The following is a 17,946-nucleotide window of genomic DNA, read 5'->3' on the forward strand; positions in this document are numbered from 1 at the left end:
TCGGACGGGGCAGCATCGGTGAGCGCGCGGCGCACAATTTCGAACGCCTCTTCAGGTCCGTCCACTGGTCGATGGGCGCGTTCGGGGTCTTGCTGGTGCCAGATCGTCCCACGCCAATGACTCGACACTACTTGGCTCGGTTCGTACCAGAACCGGAGCAAAAACCCCTGCGAGTCTTCCCGATGGAATTGGTCCATGTGATTGGTCCGTGGCAGCAAAGCGTAGCGTAGGCGGCACTGAGCGCGGTAAAATCGCAGGACTGTGTCGGTTGAATGTCGGGGGAGTACGCCAACTGATTACGGAGGGATCACGGGGATACAGAGCTGATTGGATAGCGCTCAAATGTTACTGCATTTGTCGGAGCTTGCTATCCTAGGGCTACGTGAGAATTTGGAGCGATATCCTAAAAATGCTCACTCATGGTGTGCCCTACGCTCTCTCTCTCTCTCTCTCTCTCTCTCTCTCTCGCTCGAAGGGGCACGCTTTGGGTCAGCTTCTCCGCGCCAGCGCCACACGCTCCATCCAGTTCGTAATTCAGGCTCGTGGAGAATGCGTCCTTGGCTAGGCATCAGCCCGCCACCGCGCAGAAATGGCGTAAGAGCTCGACCATCATCGACGCACTCATTGCGCCCAAGTAGGCTCGCTCCACTGTCCTTGAGCGGCTTTCAGTCGGGATCGGGTCTTGTGGTTCCGTGATGTGGAGAGAATTGCTGTAAATGCTCCTCCCTGTGCAGCTGTCTCAAAACCTGCGCGATCGGATCGTACGCGCTGTTGGGAACAAGAGCTCGATCCTGCAAGTCGCCACCCACTTTAAGGCGGCGTCAGCGGCGATCAACCTAATGCGCCGGGTCTAGGGGACCAGCACCGCGGCCACGGCTCGGTTTGGTGCGCTCCGCCATCCAGTCTTGGAGCCCCGTGACACCCTGCTGCGGTCGCGGGTTGATTCGGCGGCTTAAACGGACATTCGCGTGTGCACGTATGCGGTGACAGAAAGGTTGTAGAGCGACTACACATCCGCCGTGACGGCCTTCTGACGCCAGTATTCCATGAGTCCGGTCATGGCAAACGGCACCGGCAGCAGATTCATGGCGAAATGCCACGTGACTCGGCATCCCACCGCAAACTCGCGGTCGCCGATGACGCTCACGCCGCCGAACAGCGTGCTCATGCCGATCGGCTTGCCGACAAAATATGCAGTCGCTGTGAGCATGATGTGCTCATAGAGGTGGAAAGCCTCGATGTAGAAGGCCCAGCGAATCCACTTGGAGGGCACGCAGAAGTACAGGCAGGCGAGGCTTGCTAGGAAGATGCTGTTGCCGATGAGGTGCAACACCTCCATGCCAAGCATCATGCGCCGCGATGCGTCCGCCGTAGGAAATAGCAGGACGCCGATTTGGCGCACGAGCTCGGTCGCCCACGGGGACATCCAAGGGGTGTCCCGGCCGCAGATGTTGGATAGGTCTCCGAGGATCCACACCGCAAACTGGAACGCGTGCTCCGCGAAGTGACCGACCTGAAACAAGAGGCCGAGCGCGGCAACAATTACCAAGGCCATCCGTAAGTTCAGCGTTGTGTGATGGTCATGCTCACGAAGCATCATCACGTCCGGCACGGGCACCGTGATATCCCGGTCGAATGGGGAACACACCGTGCGCCCCGACAGTCGCGAACGGATTGGCCAGTGAGTTGATATCCTCGGGTTCGACACCATACCAGCCATCTCCAGTACTCAGTTGATCGGTATGTAGAACTTGTGGCTCATATCTCGTACAGGTCGGGATATTACAGTACGGAGCTGCTCCGCAGGTCACGGTAGAATCTCGGTGCGCTCCGTTTCGGATCGGCCGTTTGGTCGGACCCACCTAAGCGAAAAAGCTCTAATGCTGGAATAGGAGGCGGTCATCGTGGCTTTCCGGCGCCACAAACTCCTCCTAGTGGACGATCGTTTCTAAGCGCTGCAGCCCATCATTCCTCATCGCACCCGCTCTTCGCTTCAACGCGGATACAGCGGCATGAGTCAATGTGTCGCTCAAGGCAGCCGGAGACAGCGAGTTCAACGTCAATCCGATCCACTACTTCCACGTCGACGTCATTGAGACTTACACGGAAGAAGGCCGGCTCTATTTATTCATGGAGAGAGTTCGTACCCAAGTTCACGTTTGCCGGGTTGCTTGAGAAAGTCACCCAGAGCATTGCGGCGGACTTCCCGCGCGCTCAGATCGCTATCTTGCTTTTGGAGGTTGGTGAGCAATTCAGTTGCTCTCGCACCGATAATCTAGCTAGGCTGCATTCCGAAATGTATGGATTTGTAGCTGTTTAGGCGATCAAATATCTCACCCGAGAGTATTTGTTCGTGAAGGAGCTTAGTGTCCGGCATGGGATCGATACCGAGGTCGGACCTCAAAACACTCTTCAGATGTTGATAAGCGTGGACTGCATCCGCTCTTTGCCCATTGAGGATCAGCAGAAGCATAACATCGCGCTGAACGCTCTCCCGGAATGGATCCGTTGCTAGTATCCTTCGACCATGATCGAGAGCGCGTTCGTGTTGACCTCGCCGCGCTGCCGCGCGCATCAGCTCAAGGGAACTCCTGACAAACAGGCAGTGAAGGCGCTCGCGCTCCTGCAGGACCCAGTCACCTTCGTCCCCGGCCAAAAAGGGGCCTACATAGCCCTCAACTGCGGCACCGATCTCCTCTTCATCGATTTCCGTCAGGTCGGAAACTTGAAGGTGGTACTTTGTTCGCCTGGACGCGCTTTGTAGTACATGGGTGTCCACTTGGATAAAGCTGGAAGGCTCGAGGAGAACGCTGTTGCCCAGAGTGACTAGGCTGTGAGCTCCCCCTTTGATCCCGAGGTCGAGCATCTTGCGAATACGCCAAATAGCAGTATTAAATGCCAAACGAGCCTTCTCGGGCTCCAGTTCACCCCAGAAGAGGTCGGCGAGTTGCTCGCGGCGGTGCGCTCGGCCCGTGAATTCAAACAGGTAGCAAGCGAGAAGGCGTCCCGCCGGACCAAAGTCCAATCTTACCGCTGCGCCGTCGACAAAAAATTGCGACCCACCCAGCAAAGCAACATTGAGCATGGTAAGCCCCCATGCAGCACACCGTGTCAGCCGACGCTATTCAAAACTAACCAAGCGAAACTCACTTTGAGTAAGACGTCAACTTTATGAAACAGTCAATAGATCACGGCAGACTCGGCTCATTGATGACATGGGAGGTGCGCCACAATGAGTAGTAACGTGCCGGAGAGCCGCTATAGTAGTCAGATAGCTCCGTGATTTTTCCGTGTTTGACAGGTTGTAATTGAACTGCGCACGAACTGTGAACAGGCGATCACATGGCAATGTCTTTCGTAGAGCCTCCGGCGAGCTAGCCAAGTTGCAAAGAGGAGGAGAAGATGCTTCTCAGGCTCAAAGTAGCTCTCAAGACGGCGTGGAGAACATTTGAAATGTTCAGCGAGGCCCTGGACTGTAGCCCGTGGGAAGAGGCCCAAGAATACTCTCGTCATCTAGAAACTCGTGTTGCCGAATTAGAGCGGCGCTTGACGTCCGCAATTATCAACACCAGCGACGACGGGGGCATCCCGAGCCCGCCACCGCGGACGCCAAACTGACCTCGACACAGGGCCGCAAGCGCGGCAAGTCAGCTCCCGAACTTAGTAGTCAGCCCTCGTGAATCCCCACGAACTTAACGCGAGATCGGTCGGCTACGCGGGCGTTTGAAGGCGATAGTGGAAAGAACTACTTCCGGATAGCACATACCCCAAAACACAGGGTTCGATAACGGGAATAGCATTTCATTACCCGGTCGCCTCTGGTTCGGTGTCGTGGCGACGCATGCAGGCCAGTTCGAGACGGTCTTCCGGCGTCCCGTCATGCCGAGCGCGCGGGACAACTCAGTGTCCGCCGACTTCGCGCTCGCCTCTGCCTGATCGCCGGCTAAACCCTCATGAAATCAATTGACAGGCGCCGGGTCTCCGCTGTTCTCGCCTGGGCCAGCGCGGCCGCGGTCATGATCGTGCCAGTAGCGATCGCGCCTCCAGCCCGTACCTCGCGTCCCGCAACATACCGTACATCATGGGCGGGTTCGCCGGCATCGTCGTCCTGTCGCTTCTCTTTCTCCAACCACTCCTGCCCGCGGGCTACTTCGCCAGATAGGAAGGGCCGGCCGGACGGCGCTGGCACCGCTGGCTCGGCGCACAATCGTTGTGGCAGTGGTTCTCCATGTGTGCGGGCGTTACCTAGCTAGCCCACCTGACACGATCGATGCACTCCTGCTCATCTCGCCGACCCCGTTCTCGGTCTACGGCGTCACGGCAATGTGGGGTGTCCTGGCAACGGCGGCGCTGGTGCTCTTCCGTCGCAGGCTGGGGCTACGCCATTCGGACTGGCGGCTGATCAACAACGGTCTGGCGGCGATCGTCGTTGTGGCGACCGTGATCCACTCGTTACAGATCGAGGGCGCTATGGAGCCGGTCTCCAAGTGGATGCTGTGCATAGCCGTCGTGGCCACGACTGCCGTGGCGCTTCTGGACCTGCGGGTCGTGAGGCCGTTTCGTGCGTGGCGCGAACGCGGCTCGAAACGGGGCGCCAAGGCGTGGCTGTCAGAGCCCGGCGTCGGTTGAAAGGCCACACCGACGAAGGGAGTCTCTTTCAACAGTCCGTCGGGCGTCTGGCCCGCGTCATCCTTACCGGATCCGGCCGCTCTCCGGACCCGGAGGCGAACACCCTAACTGCAAAAATGGGGCGCGTTCCTGTCCAGCGGCTATTGGGCCGGGAGCGGACCGACTGCTGCTGGTCCCACACGCGAGAAAGCAGACACCCAAAATCAGATGCCAACGCCTAGCCGGTGGCAGCGAGAGCGGGGAGTCCACTACGAGTGGAGGCCCTCGGTTGTTGCGGAAGTGTAAGGCCGAAAACCTGCCGCTTTCAAGAACTTAGCTTATTATCGACCTTTTGGGGCATGGACGCCTGTAGTTCCTCTAGGAGATTAAATTCGAAGGGGTGTAGGGCCTCACCATCTAAAATCAGTGTCGAAATCAGATTAAGCGCCTTATCGAGACTGTCTATCCCCGGGTGGCGACGGCCGAGGCGGTATGCAGTCTGCGGCGGCACGCCGTATTCGTCTAACGCGAAAAGACCGCTTTCGAAGAACAAGTTTTCTGCTTTTGCGGCATACAGGGAGTAATCAGCCGTTACCGCAAAACCCGATCGCCTCCCAACGTCTCTGTACACTGCGTTGATTGCGTTCAGCTGGCGAGGGAAAGTGTACACGACGTAGGATCGCAGAAATCTAAGAGCACTGTCGACAGCTTCGCTGACACTCTGCTCTTCTCGACGACGGCTGACGCGTTCGGCGATGAATTCCTTGAGCGTCGATCCACCAAGATTGGACAGGCGCGCCGCCAATTGGGCTCCATTGAAGATCTGGTAAGCCTTCAACGATCTACCCTCATCAATGAAATCGTAGATGAGTTCACAAGCGGCCGCGAGCTCTTTGCCGTTCGGCATCCCGTGCCAGTTCAGGGTCTCACGATAAACGAGATCGTCTCGGATACTGTCGGCGATAGCTCGCTGGGCGTCTACCGAGATGTGACGGTTGGCGCGGAGTGTCTCCAGCGTAAGCGAAGAGTCCTCGACCGCGGCCTCGATCCGGGCCAGGGAAGCCTCGCTTAGGTCGTTGTCGGGCAGATCCAGCAGCAAGGACATAGGCGTGTTCTCGTCCTGCTCCTCGATCGGCAGTTTTACTGTCGTCTCCTCATCCTCAATGGGTGCCTCCAGCACGAAAACCTTACCGACGAACCACTGGCCCATCCTGCCGGCCCTTCCAGCTATGTTGCGAAATGTAAAAGAGTCGATCGTTGAGGTATTCAGGCGTCGGTCGTAGACGACGACGTTTTCTGCCACCGTGTTCACGCCCTCGATAATCGTGGAGGTGCAAATAAGGAAGCGAATGATGCCGTCCTCGAAGCATCGAACCATGTAATGTTGCAGCGCCCTGGGAACATTGCCATGGTGGATGCCGATACCGCGTCTCAGAGCCTCGATGACCACCCACTCTGCCGGAAATTCCTGCAACAGCCAGTCGACCGCCGCTTCAGTCTCGGCAACCTCCGGAAAGCCTTCCGAGTCGATCAGGATTCTGGCGACTTCGCCGCATTTCCCAGGCGATTGACAGTAGATCAACGTCGGGTTTTCCAGTTGCCCCACGAGTTGTAGCAGCTTGAATTCGCGCTCGCCGGAGTTCGGGCTGAGGTGAAAGTGCTCTATGTCTAGAGCAACGGTCGAGAACCTGGACGGGACGAAGATGTGCTGGTATCGGGTGGCGATGCCGCGAACTTCGCTGATGTTCGRCCCGATCAGGTAAAACTGGGCTCCTGAAGTTGCCAACCGATGGAACGCCAAGTTCAAGTCGACGGCGCGGGTGTCAGCACGATCGAGATCGAGTTTGTAGAACTCGTCGACCACGAAAAAATTGACGTCGTCCAAGTCGTCCCGGGCCAGCACCCGCTCCTGTGTCAGCACATACACAGTTGGTTTGGTACCGTCCGTATGTTGGGACGGATGCGTGATGATCGAGTGAGTGTCACCGAACGTCCCGGATATTCGACGACGAGCCTCGTCGATCAATGCGATCGTAGGTACAATCACCACTATTTTCCTGAAACATCCCGACGCAATGACAGCGTCTACAATGACGCTCTTGCCGACGCTCGTCGTCGCGCTCAGGACCACGTTCTTTCCATTCATGAGCAGCCGGAACACCTGAAGCTGCAGCGAATGAAAGACCCAATCGCCTTTCAGGCGGGGAACGGCGTGCGCCTCCCGCAGCACGGCGTCCACGAGGGTCTGAGGCTTTCCGGCATAGGGAAGAAGCCCGGCGGTTCTCACAAGGTCGTCGATCAGTTCGTAGTGGTATTCCGGGATGTGGACCTTTTTCGCCAAGAGACGTATCAGGAATTCCCGGCCTTGATCATGGGTGGCGACGTCATTGATCCACGCAGCAATCGTGGCGACCACCGCATCCCCCTCGGCGTCGGTGAAGGTTTCGCCTGCGAGCGTTTTTCGAAGATCCTCCTCAGATAGCATCATAGACGTCCCCTCAAGCGCTCTCCAAACTCTACAACCAATTCCGAGGGATTTTCGACCGGGATGAGGAACACGTGAACCTGCACCTCCGCCAGGGCAGGCGTCAGTTTGGACTTCACGTCCTCGTACTGCGTGAGGACCTCCTCGCGCAAACCAACGAGGTATTCCTCCGAGTACCCGGTGCCGATGACTGTGCTGTCGTAGGCAACGAGGATGGGGAAATGCAGGCAGCGCCGAAGGTCCTCGATCTTCCCCCTCGGTGACAACACTGTGTCCAACGAAGTCGCCCGCATATGGCGTGGTTCGCGCAGTGTCATTATGAGGGTGCGCTCCTCACGCAGAAGGTTGCTGAGCAACGCACCCTCCATCTCGCCGACGACAGCGTCGATTATCGCTCCATGGGATCCGGCCGTGGTGATGCGGGCCCTGCCTATCCAAAGTTGATCGCCGCCGCCTTCAGTGACGATGTGCGCACTGGTGCTGGTGCGGGCGGGCCCTAAGCCATGGTAGATCTTGCAGGCGATTGGCTCGCTGTCAAAGTAGTGACGCAACACCGCATGGAGCATCAACTCGGCGAAAACCGCGTCATTGGCAATGGCGCGGTTCTGCTCGATACTGGCAGCTGCCCGGCGCGTCAGCTCTCGCGCCTGCAAATGGTCGAACTCGGCCAACACCTTTGCGGGGAGCGAAATCTCCGGTAGCCACCCTAGCAGGTATTCGATGAGCTCGGCCTTCCGCCACTGGCCGTCGTCGAACTCGACGTCGTACGCGCAGAGCGATCGCAGAATGTCTAGATCGTCCACCCGGTGCAGGTCAGCGAAGAAGGCCTCTGTCGACACCCGGTAGACCCGTACGTTATGACGGTTCGACCGTCTGATTTCGTTCACCCGTTCTCGCCACCACGCGATGCCGACCTCTCGGCTGATAGCCTTTGCATCCGGATCCGAAACCCTCGAAGCGTCTCCAGCCTGCTGAACCCAGGTCATCAGCCGATCATAGATGTCACGCGCGACGGAATACGACGGAACTTCGCCTGAACCCTCCGACAGCTGTATGATGCGATTGATGTTATCGTTCTCGATGGAGGACTGCTTGCCGGCTACAACCCAGAAGAGGTTGCTCGCCCAGTCTGTCGTGCTCCTTCCACTCTTCGACCTCGCCGTTTTGAATTTTTTACCGATACTCCTGACCGCGGCGTCGATCTTTGGCTGGACTATCCTGCGCTTGTCTCGGTGAACCAGGAAGGGTCGCAACGAGACACCGACGTCTCGCCGACTGACAAACCTAAACAACGCTGGACCTGCATTCACGTCGAGGGATAGCGATTTCTCGATAAGCGAAGACCCCACTCGCCCCTTATCGCGGGTTGAGATCTCCTTTATCGACCATTTGGCATCGGCTTCAGTGGTTTTTACCTGAACGTATTCGTTGGCTTGGCGCGCGTCGATACTCCAACGAAGGGTAACGTCATCGGCCGTCTCGAACTCCACCTGTGCCAAGGTGCTGTCTCGCAGCATATCGATAACGAAGCCCGCACCAACATGATCCTGGTAGCGAAATCCCACGCGACCGGCCACCCCTCCGGCGTCCGAGGCTTCGTCCGGATCGATGAGTGTTTCCAAGTTTGCAGACACAATTGTTGCCGCCTATGAAGTAACGGCAATGACCAAAGCGAAGAGCTGGCCTTTCCCGCAGCACGGACTGTTCCGGCTGAAGATCACAGGAGCAAATTCCACGCTGTCCCRCAAGGCGCGACAGCCCGATACCTTCCCGAGCATTGGGCCACGCACAAAGCCGCTCCATGGCAGACGGTCATTTGCAAGGTGCTATAGATAGGCCGAGCTAGCGGCAATCGATGCTGTTAGCTCGATCCTTATCGGCATATAGCGCTTTTTTGCCAGTAGCGACCGCGGCTGAAATATGTCCCTCGAGATTGAGAGACACCCAAGTTCGACAGGGGAGAGCAATATTGCGGACTGGCAGATTTCGGGATTTCTTTCCGCAGTTGTCAACGTCCGAATAGCGGCGCATAGCCGACATTCGGCAACAAGTCTGGGAAATGCCGCTATTCACCATATTCAGGAGGGCCATGGGTAGCCGCTCGTAAGCGCCAGCGACCAGGATCTCGACGCCCAGCTTGCAAGGCTCAGGGCAGACGGATCAGCGGCGCCGAGAAGTGGCAGCGTCGTCTGCCAGCGATTCTGCGATAGGTGGGGAGACCTTGCCGTTGCTGGGGCAATCACAGCGTAGTCATCCCAACCTTGGGAGCCTCCGTGGAACTCCCTCGCCATTCCATGGCCGCGAGGGGGGCCACATCACCGATGAGTTGACGTTGTTGTGAAAATGGGGCCCCGCGAGCCTCGTAGGCCCTCCCGCTCAGCGGACTCCGCGCACATCATCCGCGGACTTTATGCCACTGATTTGAAGCGCTGTCCTGAGAGTTCCTGGAGCTCAGGAAACGGGACGATGTCCCGCGCCTTGGGTCGGATCATCGCCCTCGAAATCCCAGCGAAGCAGCTCGCGATCACCGTCCATCAGGTCTCGTCGGGGCTCAGATTGATTCCTTGAGCTCCTTGGCGGCGCGGAAGGCGATTTTCTTTGACGCCTTCACTTTCACCGGCTCACCCGTTTGCGGGTTGCGGGCCATACGAGCCGGGCGGTTGCGCACCTGGAGAATGCCAAGACCACTCAGGCGGACCTTGTCGCCCTTTTTGAGACTCCTGGTGATGATTTCGACGACCTGCCCGATCATCTCGTTGGCCTGACGCTTGGTCAATTCATGCACCTCGGAGATCGTCTCGGCGATTTGGCGCAGTGTCAGAACGGCGCCCGACGTGGACGCAGCCGTCTTCGGCGTCTTCCTGGCGACGGTCTTGACCAGTGCCTTCCTTGCTGCGGCTGGCACCTTCGCGACCGACTTCTTCGTCGCCGTCTTCTTTACAGCAGCCGTGGCGGCGGATGCTCTTGTGGAGCTGGCTCTTGCGGCTGTGGCCTTGCGAGCAGGCGATTTCTTCGCGGAAGCCTTCGCGGGAGTTCTGGCCATATGCATATCTTTCCTGAATACTCGGTCCGAAATCTGTGTCAGATAATTGACTCTCATCCAAGCCTCAAATGCAAGGCGGCCACCTCAAGCAAGTGGCCAGGCCAGCCATGGTTGATCGTTCTTCAGAAACGAATGCAGGGTGAAGTTCGGAGGGTGCGTGCCGTCCAGAATCTGCTGCGTTAGCGTTGTTGGCAGGAAAACCAGCATGACAATGCGGGCGACGTAACGTTCGTCGGTCTGGTAGGCTTGGGCGATTTCGCGCATCGTTGCGTAACGCTGTGCGAGAAGGTCCTTCCACCAGCGATGGGCCTGCGCAAGGCCTTTGATCAGGACGGGGTCCGGCTCAGGTTCACGCGCGGCGTTGCCCTCGAGAATTAGACGAGTTTCGGCGCCGCGGCGCGCCAGAGCGAACGGGCATGTCTCAATGATCGGAGCCTCTCTGCTGCCGGCAAACTCTGTGAACAGATCTGTCTTGATCGTCAGYGATATCTCCGCATCAGTCAGCATCACCTGCTCGAGCAACCCCAGCACGAATGTCCCGCGCGCAACCGGATCGGACGATTGCAGGTGTGCGGCAAATGTCTCGGCGCGGGCAAGGGCAGCCTGTCGAACCGCAATGGCTGATTCCTGCGCCACCATGTGAGCAAGCACCCAGCCCTCGTTCCGAAGCAGACCTGTCAGGATGCGAATGACGCCGCCATCGATCTCGCCGGCAGGGATCCGCCAGCCATCCCGGACCGATTTCCCATTGATGCTTGCGTAGGGCTCATTGTTGGACGTTGGCCGTTTCATAAGGCGGACGCTGACATAGTACCGGTAGCGGCGACCGCGCTTGACCGCATGCGAGGCGAGGAGCGGCTGGCCCGACGCATCTACCAGCAACCCGGTCAGCAAACTCGGATTCCTGGCCCGCACCTTGAGCCGTTCGCCCTGGCAGTTCTCGCTCAGGAGATCCTGGACCTGCTGCCAGAGATGTGGGTCGATGATCGCCGGATGCTGGCCATCGTACACCTGGCCCTTATGGCTGATCCGTCCGGCATAAAGCGGGTTCTGCAGGATCCTGTAGAGATGCCCGCGCGAGAAGGATTTGCCACCGCTCACGCCGCCCTTCCCCACCCTGCTTTTCGTTTGCAGCCCGCGTTCTGCGAGAGCTACCGCGACAGCGTCAACGGATTTCAGCTCAAGATAGAGGTCGTAGATCAGGCGAATGGTCTTGGCCTCGTTATCGTTGATGGAAAGCGTGCGGCCGTCGGCCTCATAGCCGATCGGGACGAAGCCACCCATCCACAGGCCCTTCTTCTTCGAGGCTGCGATCTTGTCGCGAATGCGCTCGCCGGTCACCTCCCGCTCGAACTGGGCGAACGAGAGCAGCACATTGAGCGTCAGCCGTCCCATGCTGCTCGTAGTGTTGAAGGACTGCGTCACCGAGACGAAGCTGACGCTCTTCTGGTCAAAGACATCGACGATGCGGGCAAAGTCGGTAAGGGAGCGGGTCAGACGATCAACCTTGTAGACGACGACAACGTCGATCAGCCCGGAAGCGATGTCAGCCAGAAGCTGTGCCAGACCGGGCCGCTCCATGGTCCCACCGGAATAGCCACCATCATCGTAGAGGGCTGGAATTGCTTTCCAGCCCTCATGCTTCTGCGAGATGACGTACGCCTCACAGGCCTCGCGCTGGGCATGGAGCGAGTTGAAATCCTGCTCAAGTCCCTCCTCGGACGATTTGCGGGTGTAGATGGCGCAGCGCAAGTTTCGCGGCGACTCACGCATGGGTGGCTACCTCCGGTATGGTGGTCGCTGCGTGCTGAAGACATTCGAGCCTCGCAACGCGCGTGCGGTGTGCCTTGACCTTTGCTGGCACGGCCCTGCCCTCGCCGCTTCTCTTGAGGCCAAAAAACACCCATCCGTTCCAGCGTGTGCCGGTAATCAACCGGGCAATCTCGGACAGGGATCGATAGCGCTCTTCGTTCCACAGGAAGCTGTCACCATCGACCGTGACCTCATGCACCTTGCACTGCCATTCCCGGACAAGTCGGGTTCCGCTGCGGATCTTTTTGTTCGGCTTCGGCGGTGGAGCCTCCCCGGCTGGCACGATTTGACCGACCAGTCGGTCGAGTCGCTTTCGGGTCGCAGGATCGAGCCCCCCGTGGACACTCTCCCACCTGGCGTGAGCCACCGCCCGGCGCATCAGGGTACCGCGGATGAACTTCGGCAGCGGCATGCCAGTCAGTTGAAGAAACAGCGCTTTGAGGTCGTTAGAGGAGAGTTCGTCGAGATGAGTGTTCTGTTCATCGGAATGATCCGGGTTTGGGGTGGGGTCCGCCACGGCTATGCCTCCGCACTGACAGGGGCGGCGACGCGATAGAGTGAGCGGCCATCCGGCCCTTTCGTGCGCTCGATCATAACGCCGTCGTGACGCAATCCTGTAAGGGCTGCCCGGGCGGTATGTGGCAGCCAACCGGTGGCGTGAACGAGATCATCCAGCTCTGCGCCCTCCTTCCGCTGGAGCAGCGAAAGCACCAGCGCCTTCTTCGACCCCGGACGCCGGGATACAGGAGCGATTGGCTCTGCGTTTCGCGGGCTCACCTTCGGGCCGTTTGCTTCGGATCCAGTCCCCTCAGCCCGCTCGTAGCAAACGGGCGGTTCAGTGACGGCGATCACGGCAAGCCCCGCCGGAGTGACCTTAAGCCCGATGGGGCCTTGCCCTGGATCATCACGCCAGTGCAGCTCCTCGTGGAGGACAACGACCTCTTCAACCAGACCGGCGGCGAGCAGGCTACCTGCTACGCGGACGGCCGCTCCACCTCGCAGCCGCGCTGGCGAGAGCAGATTGTCCTCGCGCTGCGAAGCCGCGGAGAGAAGCACGAGCTGGGTATCGGTGAGGGTCGCGGAGTTTGCCATGGGACGGCTCCGAAAGGTCAAACGGCAGGATTGCCGTCACCATGGATGCGTCCTTCCGGGCCGAAGTCGAGCAACCTGTGTGTCAGGAAAGTGCGTTGTTGCTGCCGATTTTGTCCTGTTGTGATCAGGCCGTTGTGCTGGTTCTCCAGACTCGAAACCCGACCTGGGATTGTGCGGAACGTCACGCTCATCCATCTTCCGCTGCGCAAGGAGATGGACGTGGCGATCGCATCAATTGAAGGAACTCAAGAACTGCTTTTCCGGCTTCGGCGTGACGACACTGTATGTGAAGCATCTCGCGACGAACCAGGACAACGAGAAAAACCAGATCTATCTAGGCAAGGGTCTGGACGGCGTTCTGAACCTGTTTCCAGCAGAGATCGCCGAGCGTTCGGCCAGTGAAAGCACGGGCAAACGACGGTCAGCCGCCGGTGTGAGCAAGCTGGAGGCGACCGTCCGGCTCGCGTGGGTACGGGATGATGGCCAGTTGTATCCAGCGCCCAATACCCGGATTATCGACTATTTCCAGTATCCCGAGATCCGGATGTCCGGGTTTCTCAAGGGATGCGAGACGCCTCCTGACGCCTTGCGGCGCGAGCGTCAGGATCTCTACGGCAAACGCATCTTGGTGCTGGGCCTGTCGCCAGACGGTACCGTTGCCGGCAAGGTTCTGACCGAGCGCGACGATCCGCTGGTGGCGAGTTTCCCGGAGCTGCCTGAGCTGCCTGCGGCGAGGATCCTGCGCGTCCTCACAGTCGACGGCGCTCCCGGCGTCACGCCGCTCGACATGATCAGGACCGAGCTGACGGCCATTGTCGCTGCCGGCTGGCATCCCTCCATGATGGTGAAATCGGGCGGCGGCCGGCCGGTACCCTTTCCTGGCGCGCAGGGAGCGGGTTACACGCTGGAGGCACTTCTGGGTGTAAAGGCCAACGCCGACAAGGCACCGGACCGGCACGGCTATGAGGTCAAGTCGTTTGGCGGCTCACGCATCAGTCTGATGACACCGACACCGGATGGCGGCTATCAGGGAGAACACAGCTTCCGGAGCTTCATGGAAAGGTTTGGCCTGCCCGGCGTCTCCGGCGACGGCAGCCTCCGGTTTACCGGCCTTCACAAATGCGGGGTCACGAACCCGAAATCGGGCCTTGTCCTGCGCGTCCGGGGCTACGACCCCGATACGGACAGTTTCGCGGACGCCGGCGAAGTCAGCGTAGACCTGTCGCACGCTCAAACCGGAGAGATCGCAGCCTCATGGTCGCTTGCACGACTCGCCAATTGCTGGAACAGGAAGCACGCCTCGGCCCTCTACATCACCTACGAGAGGCGGGAATCCGCACGACCCGCCCATGACTTCGAGTATCGCTATGCAGCCCGGATGCTTGTTGGCGAAGATACCGATTTGTGGCGGTTGCTGAGAGCAATCCATCGCGGGCTCGTCTTCTATGACCCGGCCGATTCAATCTATCCTGATGGAAAGCCGAAGGTCCGCTCCCAATGGCGATGCAATGCAGCCACCCTCGCAGCAACGATGAAGATCCTCTACGCTGATACCTCTACCGTTCATCTTCAGGGGGCTGCCTCAAGCGCGCGAGATCTCAAGGTTCGACACGTTCCCCCAGAGCAAGGTGCGGCAGTGATCGATAACCTCATCGAGCGGCAGGCGAGTTTTAACCTCGGGGATGCGTACCTGGATGATGGCAAGTGAATATTTAGCTGACATGGTGGGAGACGGCGCGAGGCGTCAGCGCCAGCCACCGGCTCGTTGCATGACTGATGTTCCTGAGCGGGTGACATAGGGGAACCGTTGATGCTGGCACCGGGAAGATCATAAACACGCTGAACAGGCCAGGAGTGATACATGCCCGAGCTGGAGCACGGCATTCGCGCCTATCGCGACAGACACCGCGGCGTGATGATGAGCTGAGCATCTGAAGCGTTCCGGCTGATCACCCGCGACGAATATACCGGCCTTGCCACGCGGCCCGACGAGGATCGCAAAACGCTCATCGGCTTGTCGCGAAATTGCCGATCCAAGCTTGCGGTGGAGATGTCCAAGGGCACGCAGTTCCAGCTGTCCTTGGCTTTGCGTCTTGCCGGATACCAGGAGTTCGCGGCGACCCGGCCTTCCGTCCCCTTTATCCCTGACGACATCATGGAAACCTTCGACGAGCCTCGGCTCGCGGCCGACCTCGCAGCGTTCGTCAACGACTATCTGGGCGAGCTGATCCGTTCCGAGACCGATCAGCTGCATGAGATCGACGCGAGACTCGGCACGGTCGTGACGGACCATCACTAGTATCTGGCGCATTCAGATCTCGGCAGCGCAATAGCCGGCTGCCTTAAGGCTGTTCGCATCGACATGGCAAAGGGGAACGGTGACTATACGAGCATCAGGAAATCCTGAAGCAAAGGCTGTCTTTCCAACGCCGTGTTCCTAGGGGCTGGGCCTCCGCCAATAGTGCTCGCTTCGGGGATCAAAAATTTTCCTGTTCTTAGCTACTGACTCGGCGATTTCGCCTGGCACGCCCCCCAAGCAGACGGGCAATGTCATCAAGCGAAGACACCGCATCAATGTCCTCGCCCGAGATCTTTACCGCGGGTAGCCAGTCACCGTCACTCTGCCAATCTCTTTCCTTGCCGACAAGCTGTTGTACAGCCCGGGTGGCTGGCAACCCGTCTTTTCCATCGGTCGCTAGGACCGGATCGGCCTCGCTTTCCCACATCGATCCTGTATCCAGCCTAATTCCAAGCCCTTTACCAAGCAGCGTGCGCTCGTCATCGTCGAGATCCAGAGCCGCGAATGCGGCACCCGGTTCAACTTCGATCCCGAACAACCATGCAATGCGGGCTGCTGCTAATCCAGAACCGGGGGCCATCAGAACAAGCGTTGAACCATCGTGCCTCTTACCGATAAGCAGAATATCGCCTTCGCGTGCCATCGCGGTCACCGCGTTGCCGTAATAGTAGAGCCTGTACTCGGATCGCGTTGGATGCCGAGCCCGGGCATCGTACCAAGTGAGCATACCGGATTCAGCCAAGACACCGCCGTCGTCAGACATCCTGATAAAGTCTGTTGGTATTCTTTGCGGATGTTCCTTCCCGAACAGTCCGATCAGCGGCTTTGACCCGTTGAACTCGTGTTGGTTAGAGCGCGTGATGTCTGTCTCGACTGCGCTCAATCGCTTGAACACAGCACCATTGAACGACCGTGAGAGCACACCACCACCCGTCATTGGTGACTACGCAAAATTTCTGGCATGTCGGCGGGAAGTGGCGGCAACGACGATGCTTTCAGGCTGTCCCAGCACTCGTCCTTTTTGGCCCATTCCGATACCTGCCGGGCGCCGGCATCGTCCCTAAGGATATCATTCACCTTCACAGCCAGATTGCTGATGTAGCCGGAAAGCTGCGAGGACAGTCCCTGCTTCTGCCATATGGCATCCAGAGATAACCTGTTGCCGGCGATTTCAGATAATGCCGCAACTGTGTAGGCGGTGATGTTTGCTTGATACGCCGGAAATCCACCGACCCGAACAATCTTCTGGACCGTTCTAAACAGGATCGTCTGCGCGACTATGTGTTTGTAACGGATGATGTCAGGAATAACCGAGGTGACCGTGTCGTCATCCGACATGAAGCGATCAAAGCTCTTCTGGTTGCCGAGCGAGACGACCTGTGGTTTTCCGCCCCACGCCTGAACGTACTTCGCCAGATCGGTTTTTGTGATCTTTCTGCCGGGCGGAAGAGCTTCCTTGAGCTGTCGCAGCCTGGCAGGCGTTGTGCCCTCACGGGCAAGCATTACGTTGTAGCTTCCGGCTGCGCGCTCATAAAACCATCTGCTGGTGCCATCCGGGCAGTAGGTCGAGAGCGCGAGTTTCTCCAGTTCGACATGAAACGGCTTGTTTGCCGAAAGGTCCGAGACTTTGACCGCGTTCTGGCTGTTTGCATATCGGGAGATATCGCTGATTAGCAGTTCCTCGGCGTCAGGGTTGCGGGAATGCAGGACGATGACTTTTGCAGGCACGCGCACGCGACTGAGATCGATGTCAGGGTGCTTGCGCTTTGTGAAATAGATCGACGCAGTTGTCTGGCCGCCATTGACGATCTGCATGCCCTTCAGCCACGCTAGCCCCATCGAGCCATCAGCTGCGCGCGCAAAACTTGCCTCGTCCGAAATCAATACAATACCATTATTGTAAGCCATGAAACGTTCGGGTGAATCGCGCAGCGTATCCCGGATGCCCTTGTTGACCTTGCCGGTCTGACTGAGAAATGACCGAACGTTGGCTTCAAGCAGCCTGGCCCCGTAGCGCTCATACAGCAGCCGCAGAGTCGCCCCGGGAATGGCAGTAAGCGCGTAGTCATACTCCTCGGTTTCACCGGGAACATAGACACAGGGCAGGGGCGAGCCGCAAACCTCTTCGAAGCTGACGACAAGCTCGTCACGGGGTTTTCCTTCTGACCAGTGACGATGGAGACGCTCGATATCCATGACCTCGAGACGGACTGACTTCCCGGCGACATCCCGTGGCTTGAATACGCGCGTTTTTGCTTGGCGGTCCGTTAGAATGTAGACCCTGATCTGCTCAAGATCCTCGTAGCAATCCTTGATCGTAAGGCTGAACTCATAAGCGTCGTCGGAGGGATCAATCGCTGCCACGAGTTTTCCGTCAGCAGATTTTCCGAGAAACTTTAGGCATTGCTCTGCGGCGCGGACGACGTCCGCATCTGCTACGGGCTGTACGATATCGACTCCATCATAAAGCGTGACAAAGAGATCCACTTGATCAGCATCGTCAGAGACCGCATATCCGTTGAGCTTCAGCTTCGAACCGGAAACCGTGCGCTCGATATGCAGGACCCGGGGATCAAACGTCATTCCGCATTCCGCCATGTGCTGCAT

Annotated in this window: 12 protein-coding genes and 1 pseudogene; 3 read left to right on the forward strand and 10 right to left on the reverse strand. The window is 58.5% G+C overall.

Going from position 1 to position 17,946, the window contains the following annotated elements; translation table 11 throughout:
- Nucleotides 1-1,006: 1,006 nt before the first annotated feature.
- Both AC1DVM_RS06840 and AC1DVM_RS06845 read right to left on the reverse strand, forming a co-directional pair.
- Nucleotides 1,007-1,618, reverse strand: a complete 612-nt coding sequence (locus AC1DVM_RS06840) for a DUF6008 family protein (protein ID WP_477253114.1) — start codon at nt 1,616-1,618, stop codon at nt 1,007-1,009.
- A gap of 657 nt (nt 1,619-2,275) precedes the next feature.
- Nucleotides 2,276-3,085 carry an AfsR/SARP family transcriptional regulator gene (locus tag AC1DVM_RS06845; protein ID WP_477253116.1) on the reverse strand — a complete coding sequence of 270 codons (810 nt, stop codon included), beginning with the start codon at nt 3,083-3,085 and terminating at the stop codon, nt 2,276-2,278.
- Nucleotides 3,086-4,212: 1,127 nt separating this feature from the next.
- Here AC1DVM_RS06845 and AC1DVM_RS06850 point away from each other — a divergent pair.
- On the forward strand, nt 4,213-4,629 hold the full coding sequence (locus tag AC1DVM_RS06850; protein ID WP_477253117.1) for a hypothetical protein: 417 nt from the start codon (nt 4,213-4,215) through the stop codon (nt 4,627-4,629).
- A 304-nt stretch (nt 4,630-4,933) separates the two neighbouring features.
- On the opposite strand, the gene AC1DVM_RS06855 is transcribed toward AC1DVM_RS06850, so the two are convergent.
- From AC1DVM_RS06855 to AC1DVM_RS06880, 6 genes are all read right to left on the reverse strand, one after another.
- Complete coding sequence (locus tag AC1DVM_RS06855) at nt 4,934-7,096, reverse strand: DEAD/DEAH box helicase (RefSeq protein ID WP_477253118.1); 2,163 nt, start codon at nt 7,094-7,096, stop codon at nt 4,934-4,936.
- Nucleotides 7,093-8,715 (reverse strand): HamA C-terminal domain-containing protein, encoded by a 1,623-nt coding sequence (locus AC1DVM_RS06860; protein WP_477253120.1) that lies wholly within the window; start codon nt 8,713-8,715, stop codon nt 7,093-7,095. The genes AC1DVM_RS06855 and AC1DVM_RS06860 overlap by 4 nt, the downstream gene beginning before the upstream one ends.
- A gap of 929 nt (nt 8,716-9,644) precedes the next feature.
- Nucleotides 9,645-10,136 (reverse strand): HU family DNA-binding protein, encoded by a 492-nt coding sequence (locus tag AC1DVM_RS06865; protein WP_477253122.1) that lies wholly within the window; start codon nt 10,134-10,136, stop codon nt 9,645-9,647.
- A gap of 84 nt (nt 10,137-10,220) precedes the next feature.
- Nucleotides 10,221-11,909, reverse strand: coding sequence for a recombinase family protein (locus AC1DVM_RS06870; RefSeq protein ID WP_477253124.1), 1,689 nt, complete (start codon nt 11,907-11,909; stop codon nt 10,221-10,223).
- Nucleotides 11,902-12,465, reverse strand: a complete 564-nt coding sequence (locus AC1DVM_RS06875; RefSeq protein ID WP_477253125.1) for a DUF2924 domain-containing protein — start codon at nt 12,463-12,465, stop codon at nt 11,902-11,904. Before AC1DVM_RS06875 ends, AC1DVM_RS06870 begins: the two co-directional genes overlap by 8 nt.
- 2 nt (nt 12,466-12,467) lie before the next feature.
- Nucleotides 12,468-13,040: a DUF3489 domain-containing protein gene (locus AC1DVM_RS06880; protein ID WP_477253127.1), complete on the reverse strand. Its 573-nt coding sequence runs from the start codon at nt 13,038-13,040 to the stop codon at nt 12,468-12,470.
- A 235-nt stretch (nt 13,041-13,275) separates the two neighbouring features.
- Between AC1DVM_RS06880 and AC1DVM_RS06885 the strand changes: the two genes are divergently transcribed.
- Both AC1DVM_RS06885 and AC1DVM_RS06890 read left to right on the forward strand, forming a co-directional pair.
- Nucleotides 13,276-14,748, forward strand: a complete 1,473-nt coding sequence (locus AC1DVM_RS06885) for an MvaI/BcnI family restriction endonuclease (RefSeq protein WP_477253129.1) — start codon at nt 13,276-13,278, stop codon at nt 14,746-14,748.
- 183 nt (nt 14,749-14,931) lie between these two features.
- Nucleotides 14,932-15,219 (forward strand): annotated as a pseudogene (locus AC1DVM_RS06890) (ATP-binding protein); the annotation flags it as partial.
- A 316-nt stretch (nt 15,220-15,535) separates the two neighbouring features.
- Here the strand turns inward: AC1DVM_RS06890 and AC1DVM_RS06895 are convergent.
- Together AC1DVM_RS06895 and AC1DVM_RS06900 are read right to left on the reverse strand one after the other, a co-directional pair.
- Nucleotides 15,536-16,276, reverse strand: a complete 741-nt coding sequence (locus AC1DVM_RS06895) for a DNA binding protein (protein ID WP_477253131.1) — start codon at nt 16,274-16,276, stop codon at nt 15,536-15,538.
- Nucleotides 16,273-17,946: AIPR family protein (locus AC1DVM_RS06900; protein ID WP_477253133.1), on the reverse strand; the 1,674-nt coding region annotated here is incomplete at its 5' end. The genes AC1DVM_RS06900 and AC1DVM_RS06895, both read right to left, overlap by 4 nt.

The sequence above is a fragment of the Microvirga sp. P4_A5 genome (genome assembly GCF_056402495.1).